This is a genomic window from Streptomyces sp. NPDC005963 (genome assembly GCF_040638655.1).
GTDB lineage: Bacteria > Actinomycetota > Actinomycetes > Streptomycetales > Streptomycetaceae > Streptomyces.
The window spans coordinates 48,656-63,765 of sequence record NZ_JBEXVD010000015.1 but is presented as its reverse complement, the minus strand read 5'-3'; the positions used below and the strand labels follow the sequence as shown (position 1 = coordinate 63,765).

The window sequence follows — 15,110 nt, the reverse complement described above, 5'->3', positions numbered from 1 at the left end:
CGGTCCGGACGCCGCCCGGTGCGTTCGAGGGACGGCGTCCCCGTTGGGACGTACCGACATCCGGTGGTTCGTATGCCAGTGCGGGCCCGGGCCCGACCGTGCAGGGTCAGCCGGTGTTGACCTCCCAGCCGCTGAAGGCGACCGTCCCGCGGGCGCCGCTGCCTCCGTTCATGGCCGTCATGAAGAACCCCACGTCCGCACTGGGGGCCGCACCCGGTACCGAGACGGTCGCCACCGTCCGCCAGACGGTCCCTCCGTCCACCGAGCACGCCCCCGTGAACGAGGTCCCCGTCCCGCGCGTCAGCCGCAGCAGCACGGGCGCCCGCACCCCCGTGATCCGGCGGTAGGTGTCGAGGGTGCCGTCGCCGTTGGAGTCGTACGACAGCGCCACGCCCTGCCCCGGGGTCACCGCCAGATTGACGAATCCCAGGTCGCCAGGGGCGTTCAGTCGATTGCGGACGATGATTCCCGCCCGTGCCCAACTGGCCGTGCGGTCCTGTGAGTCCACCTGGAGCGTGACGCTCGTACCCGGGCGGAGCGCGCCCTCGCGGTAGGCGCTGCCGAAGTGGGCGGTGCCCCGCCAGAGGTCGTTGCCCGCGCCATTGATGGCGAAGCGCTCCCCGAACTGGCCGAAGACCGCCGCACTGTTGGTGAACGTGCGCCACTGGGCGTCCAAGGGCGACGCGATGTGGACCGCGCCCTGCTGGGTCACGGACACCCGCTCCTCGCCCTGCGGTCCGTACTGGGTCCGCAGGGCGTACGACAGCGGACGCAGGGGCGCGGTGAGCGGTTCGGCGGGTGCGGTGACCCGCCAGGAGACGCTCTCGGTTCCGCCCGCGGCCACCGAGGTCACCGTCGTGGAGCCCTCGGGTTCGGGCGCGGCACCCTCGACGGTCAGGGCGAAGTCGACCGCGCCGGTCGCGCGCAGCCCGTTGAGGTTGCGGAAGGAGGCCGTCACCGTGCCGGAGCTGCCCGGAGCGAACGCGGGCGGGTCCACGCTCACCGATGCGAAACCCTGGTAGGGCGCGGTGGTGAGGGTCTCCAGCACCCGCTCGGCCGTGCGGTGGGCATCACCCGTCGGACGGATGGGATAGGAGCGCCGGTCCTTGGTCCACGCCTCTTCGGTCGCGTACCAGTCGATGGCCTTCGGGGCGCGGTCCTCGGTCAGTGCGGCGACGAGTTCGGCGAGGTACGCCTCCCACTGCGGTACGTGGACATCGGCGAGCAGCCCTTGCCAGTCCCGGTTGGCGTAGTTGCTCAAGTGGCCGGCCACGACCCGGTCGCCCCAGGTGGTGACGAGTACGCGGGCGGTGCGCTCCAGCTCCACGGCCTCCTCGGGGCTGGTCGCGAACCGTTTGGCGTCCTCCAACCACGGCCCGAGGAGGAAGGAGCGGTGACAGCCGGCCATGGTGTCGCTGAGCCGCATCAGCTTCAACCACAGCGCCGACAGGGCCTTGAGTGTCTCCACGTCCTTGCCGGCGTAGGCGGCGCGCAGGGGGAGTTGGAGCGTACGGGAGCGGTTGGCGAGCGCCTGCCGGGCCACGTCGGTGAGGTCATGGCGGTAGGCGTCGTTGTCGCGCAGCGCGGGGCGGACCTTCAGCAACTGGTCCAGCGCCCGGTCGAAGGCGGCTGGGTCGAAGGCCGTCCCGATGGCGGAGGTGAGGTTGGGCCGGCGGCCGAAGTGGGAGTCGTAGGGTCGGCCATCGCTGCTGCTGAGTCGGTACGCGGTGGTGGCCAGCGCGGCGAAGGCGGCCTGCGCCGCCGGGTCCTCGCCGCCGTAGCGGACGGTGGCGTACTCGGCGAACCAGGCGGCCCGGTCGATCCGCTCGGTGCGCCACGCGAGCTCGCTGAAGAGTTCCAGTGCGGCCGGGTCCCGCTCGGCCGCCTCCGGCATGTAGGCGGTCCCGACCAGGGCACTGCCCGGCTTGTCGCGCCACTCGGTGAACTTCGCCGTCCACCGGTCGGTGTTCGCCCCGATGGTGGTCCGGCCGCCGAAGTTGGGGATCGTGCCGAAGGCGTAGGGCGCGCCGCCCCACTCCGTGTCCCGGTCCTTGACCGTGTCCAGGTCGGACAGTCCGTCGACGATCAGGACCCGGTCGGTGTCGATCGCGTCCAGCAGGGCCGGGCGGGGGTTGGACTGCCAGCCGAGGATCACCCAGATCGCCTCGGGGCGGGCGGCGCGCAGCGAGGTCTCGACCGCGCGGGCCGCGTCCGCCACGGGCACGTCACCCGCGGTGCCGCCCTCGTGCAGTAGATCCATCTTGAAGTGGTCGATCTCGCCGAACAGCTCCGCCTGGTGGCGGTAGTAGGCGGCGGCGATCTCCGGGAAGACGGGGGTCCGCGGATCGAGCCAGTCGGGGCGGCGCAGTCCGTTCCAGGTGCCCTGGGGGATGACACGGGCGCCGGGGTTGCGGGCGACGAAGCCGTCGGGGACCGTGCCGAAGTATCCGGGCACCACCGGATGCATCCCCAGCTGACGCAGTCGGTCCACGATCTTGCGTCCCAACTCCGTGCGGGCCGCCAGCAGCGCGGGGGAGACGGGTCCGCCGTACTCGCTCATGTTCTGGAGCAGCCACCACGGCTGGTGGGAGGGGGCCGGCAGCCAGGTGTCGGCCTCGGTCGCCGAGTAGCCGAAGTCCTTGAGGAGCCGGTGGTAGACGGCCTCCTGACCGGGGGTGACCAGGACCTCGTTGCAGCCGTGGAGGGCGAGGACGTCGATGAGGCGCTCCCAGCGCGCCCAGTCGGCGTAGGGGGCGGTGTAGCCGTCGTGGGTGTCGTTGTACGCGAAGCGATGGGGGACGGTCGCCCGCTGCTCCAGGGCCTTGCGGGGTGCGGGAAGCACCACGGGCAGATCGAGTTGGCTCCCCGACCAGGTGATCTGGGCCCGGCACACGTATTTGAGGTACCAGTGGACACCGGTGAGCAGGACGGCGGGGGAGGTACCGGTGACTTCGATGAGGCCGGCGATTCCGGTGACCTTGAACCGTTCGGCGCCGCCGACGGCCGTGAGCCGGAACTGGTCGGCGTGGTCCGGCAGGAGCCGCCGCAGGGCGGCTTGTGCCGGGGCGGTGTTGAAGACGGCCCGGCGGCCGGGGTGCTGGGTCAGGGCCGTGGCACCGGAGGCGGGGCCGGCGAGTGCCGCGCCCACGCCGATGGCTCCCGCGGTGCCCAGGACCGTACGTCTCGACAGCTCGGACATCAGGATTCCTCCGGGTACGCCCGTATCCGTGATTGCGCAGTGACAGTAGGTGCGCGCGTGGCGCACGTTACTCGGCGTTCGGCCACGGGAGAGCGCGCCGCACGGGCACGATGGCCGGATGCGGACCAGGACGAAGATCCGGCGCGGCCGTACGGCCCGTACGGCATGGGCAGTTGTGGCACTCGCGCTCGTCACGGCGTGTTCCTCGGGCGGTGACGGCGGTCGGCGTGGCGACGGTGATGCGGCGCCCTCGCGGAGCGCGAGCTCACCCGCCCCTGCCGTCGGCACCCTGGAGGAACTGGCCGCGCGGGCCCGCTGCACACCGAACATCCAGACGGACGCGGAGGAACTGAGGCAGGCGAACTGCACCACGTCCGACGGTAGGTATGTGCTGACGACCTTCGTCGACGACCGAGGACTGCACGAGTGGATCAGCGCGGCCAAGGACTACGGAGGCACCTACCTCGTGGGCCGGCGCTGGGTCGCCGTGGGCGACGAGAAGGTGATCGCGGCGCTGCGCGGTCGGCTCGGGGGCACGGTCGAGAGCGGCTCGCTCCACCACTCAGGGGGAAGTGGGGGGAGTGGTGGTGGGGGGAGCGAGGACCATTCGGACCATGGCAGCTGACCGCGCAGGACCAGGGGCGCCGCCGGGCGGCGGCGCGGGGTGGGCCGCGAGGTGCACGGGACCGGGCGGAGGTGCCGCGGTCCGGTCATGCTTGATGGCCGGATCGGCCCCCGCGCCAAGAGGGGCCGATCCGACCTGCTCAGATCACCGGCACTGCTCACCCCGGTTGATGCAGCTGACCATCCGGTCCATCAGCCTCCGGTCGAAGACGTTGATGAAGTCCCCGTGGTCGGTGACGGGCTTGTGCAGCTGCTCCGGGAAGGAGTCCACGGCGAAGCCGGGGCCCGGCGGGACCTTGTAGACGACCCGCTGGACGAGCTGCGGGATGGCTTTGAAGCCCTGGCCGCACCGACCGTTGCGGTCGGCGAAGGCCACATGGGTGCGGTGGTTCGCACTGTCGGTGTTGCGACCGTCCCAGCAGCTCTGGAAGTTGAAGGTCCGCACCACCTGGCTGCCGCGCGGGCAGATCGGGTACTTGTCCTTCAGCTGTCGGTCCTCGAAGCCGGTGCAGCTCCAGGAGGCGTTGGCGTTGCCAGGACCGTTGACGAACGCCTTGGCGTCGCCGGTGATGATGCGCAGGAACCGCGGCATCGCGGTGACCTTGCCGACCGGGCTGCCCCGGAAGTTCAGGGTCACCTGGGTCGGCGTCTGGATCTCGCCGACGTTCTTGTCCCTGCCGCCGCCGTCCTGGTTGGCGTCGCTCTCGGCCCGACCGTTCTGCACGCGCAGGACGGGCCAGTAGTAGGAGGACCTGTCGCCGCGGTTGCTACAGGTCGTGCGGGCCCTCGCCAGGTCCTCGTCGCTCGCGAAGGCGTCGTTGCCCTGGTTGCCGATGTAGTCGTGCATATGGTGCGCTCCGTTGGAGACGCCCGGTGCGACGATCACATTGTCGGAGTTGAATAGTCCGGCCGCGTTCACCCCACAGCTGGAGGAGAAGGTTCCGCGGGAGGCGCCCCGGCGCTGTTGCGCGCTCTGCACATTGGGGCGTACGGAACGGATGTCGATGAAGTCGGAGCGCACGGGTCCGTTGCCGGCCTGGCCGCTGCTGTTCCCGTTGCCGTTTCCGTTACCCGGAGGGCGGTTCGGGGGACGGTTGCCGTTGCCCTTCCCGGGGCGGTTGCCCTTCACCTCGTTGTCGTTGTCGTCATCTTCGTCGCCGTCGTCGCCGTCGTCATCGGCTGCCGTACGCATCGTGCACGCGGCCATGCCCTGCATACCGCGAGGCTCTGCGCCGTTGCGTTCGATGGCGGCGACGATGCGGTCGATGCTCGCCCGGCGGTCGTCCTGCAACGGGTTGAGGATCGCCTCGTCAGCGAGCTCGGGGTCGCTCTGGACCTGCTCCCTGCGCTCGTCGAACCGCTGGTAGGCATCCGCGATCTGCGTGTCCATCGCCGCCATCTCGCGGTCCACCTCGGCGCGGGCCGGAGGCGGCATCTCACGCGGCAGTCCATCAGCGACCTCGGGGCAGTCGATCGTCGACACCTGCCGTCCGGCGTACGGGCTCTGCTGCTCCTGTCCGGAGCGGCCTTCGCCCGCCGACGCGTTCACATTGACGGCTACCAGCCCACCTCCGCCCAGGACCAGCGCCAGCGTCGAAACGATCGCACGGTTCGCCAGCTTCGAGCGTTTTCTCGTCTTGCGTCCCACGGGAACTCCTCTGCTTCGTCGCCGGGGAGATGGTCGTTTGAGGGTTGTCGAGGGTTCCCCGGCAGAGGGAGAAGCGCGCCGTTCCATACGGGCCCGGGTGCGGAGGCGTTCAATCCGGGGTGGAATTCGGAGGAAGGTCCAGTATCGAAGCCGTCATAGCCTGACAAAAGGCCCGTCTGGCATTCGGGGTAGCGGGCCTACCCCTCCCGGGCGCGGTCCTGATCGGGCGGTACGGAACCGGTGGAGTCAGCCCCGGTCCAGATACGCCAGCACCGCCAGCACCCGACGGTTGTCGTCATCCGACACCGGAAGCCCCAGCTTCCCGAAGATGTTGGACGTGTGCTTGGCCACCGCCCGCTCGGTGACCACCAACTGGGAGGCGATCGCCGCATTGGAACGCCCCTGGGCCATCAGCTCCATGACGTCCAACTCCCGCGGGGTCAACCCGCCCAGCGGCCGGTCCTGGGAACGCCGGCTGAGCAGTTGGGAGATCACCTGCGGATCCATGGCCGTCCCCCCGGCCGCCACCCGGCGGACGGCGTCGATGAACTGGTCGGCGTCGAAGACCCGGTCCTTGAGCAGATAACCGACCCCGCCCACCCCGTCCGCCAGCAGCTCCCGTGCGTACAACTGCTCCACGTGCTGGGACAGGACCAGCACCGGCAGTCCAGGCCGGGCCCGGCGCGCCGCCAGCGCGCACTGGAGACCCTCGTCGGTGTGCGAGGGCGGCAGCCGGACGTCGACGACGGCGACGTCCGGTTCCCCCTCCGCCAGGGCGGCGGTCAGCTCCGGGCCGCTCTCGACGGCGGCCACGATGTCGAAGCCGTACGCCTCCAGCAACCGCACCAGGCCGTCCCGCAGCAGGAACAGGTCCTCGGCTAGGACAACGCGCACGGGATCTCCATCGTGATCATCGTGGGCCCGCCCACGGGGGAGCTCACGGCCAGGATCCCGTCGAAGGTGCCGAGCCTGCGCTCCACCCCGCTCAGCCCCGACCCGGAGTCCGCCGAGGCACCGCCCTTGCCGTTGTCGGTGACCGCGATCCGCAGGGCGTCCCCCCGGTGGCTGATGTCGACCCAGACCCGTTCCGCGCCCGAGTGCTTCACTGCATTGGCGAGCGCCTCGCTGACCGCGAAGTAGGCGGCCGATTCCACCGGCGCCTCCGCGCGGCCCGTCAGCTCCACGTCCACGTCGGTCCGCAGCGGCAGCCGCAGCGCCAGGGCCTTCACGGCGTCCCCGAGGCCGCGCTCCGCCAGTACGGGCGGATGGATGCCGCGGACCAGGTCCCGCAGCTCCGCCAGCGCCTCGGCGGAGGTCGCCCGGGCCCGGCCGATCAACTCCTTCGCCTGCGCCGGATCGCGTTCGATCAGCGCCTCCACCGTGCTCAGGTTCATCCCCACCGCCACCAACCTGGCCTGGGCGCCGTCGTGGAGATCACGTTCGATGCGGCGCAACTCCGCCGCCGACGTGTCCAACGCATCGTGCCTGGTCTCGGTCAGACGCCCGATGCGCTGCTCCAGGGCAGCACGGCTCGGCGCCGCCAACAGTCCGGCGACCTTGAAGTGGGTACGGACGAGGAGCGGGTTGACCTTGAGCCCGATGCCGATCAGCGCACAGCCCACCAGGGCCGCGGCCACCGCCGTGCCCGCCCCGCTGACCGGGACGAACGTGTACCAGAAGGTGTGCTGCGCGGACACCAGCGGTCCCCACAGCCCCAGCGGCAGCAGCAGCCCGAAGACACCGTGGGCCAACAGGCCCGGGGCCAGGACCGCGATGATCGCACCGGCCGTGAAGTCCACGAACAGCCACTGCACGTCCCGCCAGGTCGCCGGGTCCCGCAACAGATGGCCACAGCGCTCCACCTGACCCGTCAGACCACGCCGCATATCCTGCGGCAGCGGCCGGTAGCCGGCCGGGATGCGTACGCCGCCCCAACTGGGCGCGAGCCGCCGGCGGAGGTTGGCATGGGCACGCACCAGGGCCAGCACCGCGGGGGTCATCAGCACCCCGATCCCCACCACCGACAGGGCCAGGGACACCACCGTCAGCACGAACAGGGTGATCGAGCCGATCAGTGCCATCAACGTCAGGGCCAGTCCCCTGGCACCGGCGAGCAGTGATGTGCGCACCGTCGTGGCGTCCATGGCCGTTCCCCTCTTCGTACCGGTGTGAGCCCTCGTACCGGTGTGAGCCCTCGTACCGGTAGGAGTCCTCGTACCGGTGTGAGCAGTCTCGCCCGCCCGTCCGCTCAGGTCACTGGGTCCTGCCCCCGGCCGTGGGGTGGTGCTGGCACCACCTCGAACCCTCGCCTTCCGGCTCCGTGAACGGGGGGTTCGACGGCTGGGGGAGACACCGTTGCCTTCCTAACGTCGTCCCCGAAACGTCGTCGGCGAACGGCACGGCCCCTGGGCCCGTCGCCCCGGCCGGCGCCCATCTCGGCCCGACCCCTGGGGGAACGAACGTCATGAGACGCAATCTCGCGGCTCGCATCGGTGTGTGGAGCGCGCACCACCGCACGGCGGCCATCGTCGGCTGGCTGCTCTTCGTCGTCCTGACCGCCGTGGCCGGCGGCGCGGCCGGCATGGTGGAGATGACCGACTCCGAACAGGGGGCCGGCGACTCCGCACGCGCCCAGAAGATCCTGGAGGACGCGGGCCTGGACCGGCCGGCCGGTGAACTCGTCCTGGTCAGCGCCGATGCGGCCGAAGGATGGCGGACGGCGGTGACCGAGGTGACCACCGCGCTGCGGGGCACGGGCGAGGTCAAGAAGGTGCAACCGCCGCTGGTCTCCGAGGACCGAAGGGAAGCGCTGGTCCGGCTGGAGATGGCGGGCGATCCCACCACGGCGGGGGACCGGGTCCAGCCCCTGCTCGACGCCGTCCGCGAGGTCGACGACGACCACCGGGGCGTCGAACTCCACCAGTTCGGCGACGCCAGCGCGGACAAGTGGCTCGGCGATCTGCTCAGCGACGACTTCCAGCGGGCCGAACTCACCGCCATTCCCCTGGCCCTGGGCATCCTGCTGGTGGCGTTCGGAGCGGTCGTCGCCGCACTCCTGCCGGTCTCTCTCGCGCTCACCGCCTGCCTGGCCGCCTTCGGACTGCTCTCCCTGGCCAGCCACCAACTGCACCTCTTCCAGACGACCTACTCCGTGATGTTCCTGATGGGGCTGGCCGTCGGTGTCGACTACTGCCTCTTCTACCTGCGCAGGGAACGCGACGAGCGCGCCGCGGGACGCGACGCGGAGACCGCGCTGCGGATCGCCGCCGCCACCAGCGGCCGGGCCGTACTGATCTCCGGCGTCACCGTGATGCTGGCGATGGCCGGTATGTTCCTGTCCGGTCTGATGCTGTTCGAGGGGTTTGCGCTCGCCACCATCCTCGTCGTCCTCATCGCGATGCTCGGTTCGGTCACCGTCCTGCCCGCCCTGCTGTCCTGGCTGGGGGACCGCGTCGACGCCGGCCGCATACCGCTGCCGGGCCGTCGACGCACACGGTCACACCGGGGCGGCGGCGCCTTCGCGGGAGCCGTCCTCACCCCCGTACTGGCGCGGCCCAAGCTCTTCGCCGCCCTCGGGGCGCTCGCGCTGTTGGTGCTCGCCGCCCCCGCGGTCGGGATGAAGACCGAGCAGCTCGGCATGGAGAAGCAGTTCGGCTCCGACGCGGCGCTCTCCGTCGCCCACCAGCGCATCACCGAAGCCTTCCCCGGCGGCCCCGAGCCCGCCCGGGTCGTGGTGCGCGCCAAGGACATCACCGCCCCGCCGATACGGGACGCCCTGGCCGGCTTCGACACGGTCACCGTGGACCGGGCCCATCACGTGGCCCAGATCGACGTGCCGCTCGCCGGCAACGGCAGCGACGCGCGCTCCCGGAAGGCACTGACCGAACTCCGCGAGGAACGGCTGCCCGAGGCGTTCGACGGGACGGGCGCGGAAGCCTACGTCACCGGCTCCCTCGCCGAGTCGGTCGACTTCAACGACCAGTTGCAGCGCGGCATCGTCCCCGTTTTCGCCTTCATCACCGCCGTGACCTTCCTGCTGATGCTGTTCTGCTTCCGCTCCTACGTCATCGCCCTGACCTCGATCGTGCTCAACCTGCTCTCGGTGGCCGCCGCCTACGGAGTGATGGTCGCCGTCTTCCAACACGGCTGGGGAGCGTCCCTGCTGGGTACGGAGGCGGTGGGCGCGATCCAGAGTTGGCTGCCGCTGTTCGTCCTGGTGGTGCTGTTCGGCCTGTCGATGGACTACCACGTCTTCGTGGTCTCCCGGATCCGGGAGGCGTGGGACCGCGGGGCGGACACCCCGGCCGCGATCGACGAGGGTGTCCGCAGCACCGCGGGCGCGGTGACGGGAGCCGCAGCCATCATGGTCGCCGTGTTCGCCGTGTTCGGCACGCTCTCCATGCAGGACATGAAGCAGATGGGTGTCGGGCTGGCCGTCGCGGTGCTGCTGGACGCCACCGTGGTCCGCATGGTCCTGCTGCCGTCCGTGATGGCCCTGCTGGGCGAGCGCAACTGGCGTACGCCCCGGCTGCTGCGACGCCTACCGGTGCTGGAACACGGGGAGCCTCCCGCCCCCGCCCCCAAGGAGCGAGTGCGCTCACGGTGATTCGACGGCGCTCACCCGGTACTTGTGCACATCGGCCGCCAGGATCGCCGCGGACTGTTCCGGGTCGGGCCCCGAGCCCCGGAACGCCGCCAGGTCCGCGTCCGACGCCCACCGCTCGTACACGGTGATCCGATCGCCCTCCAACGGGTCGGCCGCCAACACGAAGTCCAAACAGCCGGGTGCGGTGCGGGCCGCGGCCACGATCCGATGGCAGCCGGCGACATAACCATCCCGGACCTGCGGGTCGACCCTGATCCAGCCGGACACGATCAGCATGGGAATCCCTCTCCTGGACCGTGCTCACACGGTGCGCGAACGGCCGGGCAGCCCCGGCCACGGAGAGGAGACCGTACGGGAAGGGGGAACTCATCGGTGGGACGTGCCACCGACCCCGGATCCGCCCCGTGCAGGACCCCGAGCGCTGACCGGACCACAGGTCCCGTCAGCGCTCGTCTGGCACCTCACGGGCCCACACCTCACGGGCCGGCACTTCACAGACCCAGGATCTCCGCCTCCACCGACGGGTCGATGCCCACCGCCGGCCGATCGGGCCGCAGCGGTGCGCTCCCGCCGACCGACTGCAACCACGCCCAGGTGTCCGCGACCGTCTCCGCCGCAGGCCGACAGGACAAGTCGCTGGCCAACGCCTTCGCCACCCCCAGCCCGTACACGGCCCGGTGGAGTTCGGCGGCCTCCGCCTGCGGCACCCAGATCGGCAGCCCGCTCCACGGCACGACACCCGCCGCCAAGATCGGCGCGGGGTCCGTCCACCGCAGTTCGGCCGTCGCCCCCGTGACCCGTACGCACTCCGTCAGGAGCTCCTCCATCGTCGAGTGCCCGGGCGGGCTCACCAGGTTGTACGGGCCGTGGAGCCCGGCGGTGGCCGCCGACAGCGTCCATTCGGCGAAGTCGCGCACATCGATGAACTGCAAGGGCGTCTCCCGTGGGCCCGGGGCGAGCACCGCACCGCCCCGGGCGATCCGCTCCAGCCACCACGGCAGCCGGCCCACGTTCTCCCGCGGACCCAGCAGCAACCCCAGCCGGACCAGCAGCGTGCGGTCCGCGCCGAACGCGTCCAGCGCGGCCAACTCCCCGCCGCGCTTGGCCTGTTCGTACGGGACGTCCACCGCGCCACGCGCGGCGGACGGTGCCTCCAGCAGTGGCGCCTCCACCAGGGGTGCCGACTCATCGGGTGCGGCCACCGGAGGCCAGGCGTACACCGAGCAACTCGACACATAGACATAGCGGCCCACCCGATCGGCCAACAGTCGGGCCGAGTCCCGCACCGCCGAGGGCGCGGCCGACCAGGTGTCGACCACCACGTCCCAGGTGCCTTCGGCGAGGGCGGCCAACCCGTCCGGTTCGGTACGGTCGCCCAGCAACTCCACCACCCCGGGCGGAGCCCCGTGCCGACCCCGGTGGAAGACGGTCACTTCCCAGCCACGCGCCAGAGCCGCATCCACCACCGCCCGCCCGGCGAACTCCGTACCACCCAAAATCAGAAGTCTCATGGGGCGACTCTGCCCCTCCGTCCCCACGGTGAACAGGGATTCTGCTGCAAGAAGAGCCCATCCGCCCGCTTTAGCCTGCGTCTTCGCCGGGATCGGACCACTCCCACCTCTCCCGCACCCGCCCGGAGGATGGCAGCATGTGCGCACCATGACGGATGTCCGGTCGCCCCTGCGCGCCCTGCGAGCCGCACTCTTCGCGGCGATCTGCAGCTCCTTGGCCGCCATGGGGCATTCGTTCACATCTGGCCATGACCTACCGCTCCTGGTGCTCCTTCCGGCCGTCCCCGTGACCGCCGGCTGCGCCTGGCTCGCCGCCGGCCGCCGCCGCGGCGCACTCTCCATCGGCCTCGGCCTGCTGGCCATGCAGGGCGCGCTGCACCTGTTCTTCGGACTCGCCCAGACCCACCGGACGACAGCCACAACCCCCACCCACCACATGGCCTCCGTGGACCACACGGCCACGGCGGTGCCGGTCGAGGTCGGGGCGACGGGCCAGTCATCCGCCACCATGCTCGCGGCCCACCTGGCCGCAGCAGCCTTCTGCGCACTGTGGCTCGCCCACGGCGAATCCGCGTTCTTCCGACTGGCCCGCACCGCCGCCGCGTTCGCCTTCACTCCGCTCCGGTTGTTGCTGGCCGTCGTCCTCCTGCCGGAACGTCCACGGCCCGCACCGGTCCGAAGGGCCCCGCTCGTCCGCCGGCCGACCCTCCTGCTCGGTCACACCGTGGTGCGCCGCGGCCCGCCCCACTCCTGGCTGTCCCGCGCCACGGCCCCCGGAGCCTTCGTCTGACCTGGGGCCTATTCCCCCATGTCACACCAACTCCCCAGGATCACCATGGCCATTGACGCCCCTGTCCAGGGCAGCACCGAGACCGAGCAGGAGACCGCAGCCGGCACCTCCACCTGGAGTGCACTGCGACCCCTCGTCCTGCGCATCCACTTCTACGCCGGTCTGCTGATCGCCCCGCTGCTGCTGATAGCCGCCGCCAGCGGACTGCTGTACGCCCTCTCCTTCCAAGCCGAGAAGATCATCTACAGCCATGAGCTGGAGGTCCCGGTCGGTGACCGCACGCTTCCGCTCGCCGACCAGGTCAAGGCGGCCCAAGCCGCCCGCCCCGACGGCACGGTGACCGCCGTCTGGCCCAGCCCCGAAGACGGAGCCACCACCCGGGTGCTGATGAGCAGCCCCCAGGTCGAGGAGGGCAAGTCCCTCGCCGTCTTCGTCGATCCGTACACCGCCGAGGTACGCGGATCACTCGCGTCCTACGGCAGTTCGGGTGCCCTCCCGGTGCGCACCTGGATCGATGAACTGCACCGCGACCTCCACCTCGGCGACCTCGGCCGCCACTACAGCGAACTCGCGGCGAGCTGGCTGTGGGTGGTGGCGCTCGGCGGACTGCTGCTCTGGCTGGGCCGGCGCCGGCGCAACAAGCGCGCGCTGCTGGTGCCGGAACGCGGTGCCAAGGGCCGTCGCCGTACCCTCTCCTGGCACGGCACCGTCGGTCTGTGGGCGACCATCGGCCTGGTCATGCTCTCCGCAACCGGACTGACTTGGTCCCGGTACGCGGGCGAGAACATCGGTGCCGTCCAGGACCAACTGGGCGGCGCCACCCCCGCCGTCTCCGCGGAGATCACCCCGGGTGCCGGTGGTGGCGGCGACCACGACGGGCACGGCGCCGGGCACGGCGGTGCACACCACGGGGCGGACGTCGGCATCGACAAGGCGCTGGAGTCGGCGCGTGCCGCGGGGATCGCCGGCAAGATGACGATCGTGCTCCCCGGCGAGGGCACCGGCTACGTCATCAGGGAGACCGACGCCACCTTCCCCGTCCATCTGGACTCGGTGGCCGTCGACCCGGCCGACGGCAAGGTCATCGACGAGCTGCGGTTCGCGGACTATCCGGTCCTCGCACAGCTGACGCGCTTCGGCATCGACGCGCACATGGGCGTCTTCCTGGGTCTCGCCAACCAGTTGGCGTTGGCCGTGCTGATGGTGGCGGTGATCCTGCTCACCTTCTGGGGCTACCGCATGTGGTGGTTGCGCCGCCCCACCAAGGACCGCAAGCTCGGCGTCGGTCGGGCGATCCCGCGCGGTACCTGGCGGCGGGTGCCGCTCGTCGTCCTGCTGCCGCTCATCGCGGTCACCGCACTGGTCGGCTGGTTCGTTCCGCTGCTCGGCATCACCCTGGTCGCCTTCCTGGTGCTGGACCTGGCCGTCGGCTGGGCGCAGAAGCTCCGCACCCCGGCCTGACCCCCACGATGAGGCACTGCTAGCACCGATGGGTCGACGCCCGGGTACTCCTCGGGACGTCGACCCATCGGCTTGCAACGGTGTGCGCTGGGCGGCCTTCGACCGGAAAGAAGGGCCCGGCCCGTGGAGTCCCCACCACGGGCCGGGCCCTCGGGCTCAGGGGGCGTACTTGTATCCCACCCGGCGCACGGTCTTGATGGTGCGTCGGTGCTCCACGCCCAACTTGCGCCGCAGTCGGGCGACGTGGACGTCGACCGTCCGCCCGTCGCCGACGTGTCCGTAGCCCCAGACGGTCGTCACCAGCTGATCGCGGGTGTGCACCCGATGGGGGTAGGTCACCAAGTGGGCCAGGAGCTCGAACTCCAGATACGTCAGATCCAGCGCCTTCCCGGCCACCAGGGCGACCCGTTCCACCGGGTCGATCCGTACCGGACCCGACTCGGTGACGGCCGCTTCGTTCGCGGCCGACGGGTACGGGGGAGGGGGTGACGCGGGCGCCAGCGGGGTGTGCAGCGGAACCTGCTGGTCGGCGGGGACGAGGACGAGATAGCCGACCATCGGCGGATGGCCGGGCAGGCTGGGCACGCTGTGCTGGGGCGCGGGCAGCCAGGTCGCGCCGGGCGGCAGATAGTCCGCCACGTTGCGCAGCCCGCCGAGTGCACCGGCCGGTACCACCTCGTCGCGGTCGACGGCGCGCAATCGATGACGGGCGGGGTTCAGGGCGCCGGCAGCGGCGGCAGCGGTCGCGGGGCCGGCCGGTACGGAGGAGAAGGAACGAGGGTTCGCCATGAGAGGTCAGCTCTCTTTCGCGCGGAGGATTCGTCGAGCCGTGTGGGACGGGACGTACGTCATGCGCGCTGGCCGAAGGCCGGGGGAACGGCTTTAGAGGGCCCGCGCGTTCACCGCGCGGCAACACACCCGGTCAAAGTCATGGTCCTGCCGGGACGGCCAGAAGGGCTCAAGGTCGCTGCGACCCATCGCGAGGTTCTCAAGGCTGGCCATGGAGCTCATTGAATCAGATGAACACGATGCGAACGAGGGTCCCTCTCACGGATCGAGACGCGAGTCTCATCACATTCAATCGGCCCTGATTGCAGGGGTGATAGGGGAGTTCCCCGCCGTCAGTGCCCCCAGCGCCGTGTCCATCGGGGGCGCACGCCCCTCCCCGGGGCTGCCCCTGGTCGCGCTCCGCCGTACCGCCGTGCGACCCGCCCGCCGGCCTGACCGCCGACCGTCCCGGCCTCCACCACCGCCACCCGACAACGACGACG

11 protein-coding genes are annotated in these 15,110 nt (G+C 71.0%); 4 read left to right on the top strand and 7 right to left on the bottom strand.

Annotation, left to right across the window (positions count from 1 at the left end; all coding sequences use genetic code 11):
- Positions 1 to 106: 106 nt before the first annotated feature.
- Entirely contained in the window at positions 107 to 3,199 is a 3,093-nt protein-coding gene (locus ABZ348_RS20605) for an alpha-N-acetylglucosaminidase (RefSeq protein ID WP_358935030.1), read from the bottom strand.
- Between the two features lie 118 nt (positions 3,200 to 3,317).
- On the opposite strand from ABZ348_RS20605, the gene ABZ348_RS20600 reads away from it, so the two are divergent.
- On the top strand, positions 3,318 to 3,824 hold the full coding sequence (locus ABZ348_RS20600; protein ID WP_358935028.1) for a hypothetical protein: 507 nt from the start codon (positions 3,318 to 3,320) through the stop codon (positions 3,822 to 3,824).
- 144 nt (positions 3,825 to 3,968) lie between these two features.
- On the opposite strand, the gene ABZ348_RS20595 is transcribed toward ABZ348_RS20600, so the two are convergent.
- From ABZ348_RS20595 to ABZ348_RS20585, 3 genes are all read right to left on the bottom strand, one after another.
- Positions 3,969 to 5,471, bottom strand: coding sequence for a DUF1996 domain-containing protein (locus tag ABZ348_RS20595; protein ID WP_358935027.1), 1,503 nt, complete (start codon positions 5,469 to 5,471; stop codon positions 3,969 to 3,971).
- A gap of 246 nt (positions 5,472 to 5,717) precedes the next feature.
- Positions 5,718 to 6,365: a response regulator transcription factor gene (locus tag ABZ348_RS20590; protein WP_358935025.1), complete on the bottom strand. Its 648-nt coding sequence runs from the start codon at positions 6,363 to 6,365 to the stop codon at positions 5,718 to 5,720.
- The gene (locus ABZ348_RS20585; protein WP_358935023.1) at positions 6,350 to 7,615 is read right to left on the bottom strand and encodes a sensor domain-containing protein; all 1,266 of its coding nucleotides are present in this window, start codon (positions 7,613 to 7,615) and stop codon (positions 6,350 to 6,352) included. Before ABZ348_RS20585 ends, ABZ348_RS20590 begins: the two co-directional genes overlap by 16 nt.
- Before the next feature lie 320 nt (positions 7,616 to 7,935).
- On the opposite strand from ABZ348_RS20585, the gene ABZ348_RS20580 reads away from it, so the two are divergent.
- Entirely contained in the window at positions 7,936 to 10,077 is a 2,142-nt protein-coding gene (locus tag ABZ348_RS20580; RefSeq protein WP_358935021.1) for an MMPL family transporter, read from the top strand.
- Here the strand turns inward: ABZ348_RS20580 and ABZ348_RS20575 are convergent.
- A complete protein-coding gene (locus tag ABZ348_RS20575; RefSeq protein ID WP_358935019.1) occupies positions 10,069 to 10,353 on the bottom strand; it encodes an antibiotic biosynthesis monooxygenase in 285 nt (94 codons plus the stop codon). The two genes, ABZ348_RS20580 and ABZ348_RS20575, sit on opposite strands and share 9 nt — an antisense overlap.
- 215 nt (positions 10,354 to 10,568) lie before the next feature.
- Positions 10,569 to 11,588, bottom strand: a complete 1,020-nt coding sequence (locus tag ABZ348_RS20570) for an NAD-dependent epimerase/dehydratase family protein (protein ID WP_358935017.1) — start codon at positions 11,586 to 11,588, stop codon at positions 10,569 to 10,571.
- A 148-nt stretch (positions 11,589 to 11,736) separates the two neighbouring features.
- Between ABZ348_RS20570 and ABZ348_RS20565 the strand changes: the two genes are divergently transcribed.
- Both ABZ348_RS20565 and ABZ348_RS20560 read left to right on the top strand, forming a co-directional pair.
- Entirely contained in the window at positions 11,737 to 12,378 is a 642-nt protein-coding gene (locus ABZ348_RS20565; RefSeq protein WP_358935015.1) for a hypothetical protein, read from the top strand.
- A gap of 45 nt (positions 12,379 to 12,423) precedes the next feature.
- Positions 12,424 to 13,839 (top strand): PepSY domain-containing protein, encoded by a 1,416-nt coding sequence (locus ABZ348_RS20560; protein ID WP_358935013.1) that lies wholly within the window; start codon positions 12,424 to 12,426, stop codon positions 13,837 to 13,839.
- A 156-nt stretch (positions 13,840 to 13,995) separates the two neighbouring features.
- On the opposite strand, the gene ABZ348_RS20555 is transcribed toward ABZ348_RS20560, so the two are convergent.
- Positions 13,996 to 14,628 carry a winged helix-turn-helix domain-containing protein gene (locus ABZ348_RS20555; RefSeq protein ID WP_358935011.1) on the bottom strand — a complete coding sequence of 211 codons (633 nt, stop codon included), beginning with the start codon at positions 14,626 to 14,628 and terminating at the stop codon, positions 13,996 to 13,998.
- Between the last annotated feature and the right edge of the window lie 482 nt (positions 14,629 to 15,110).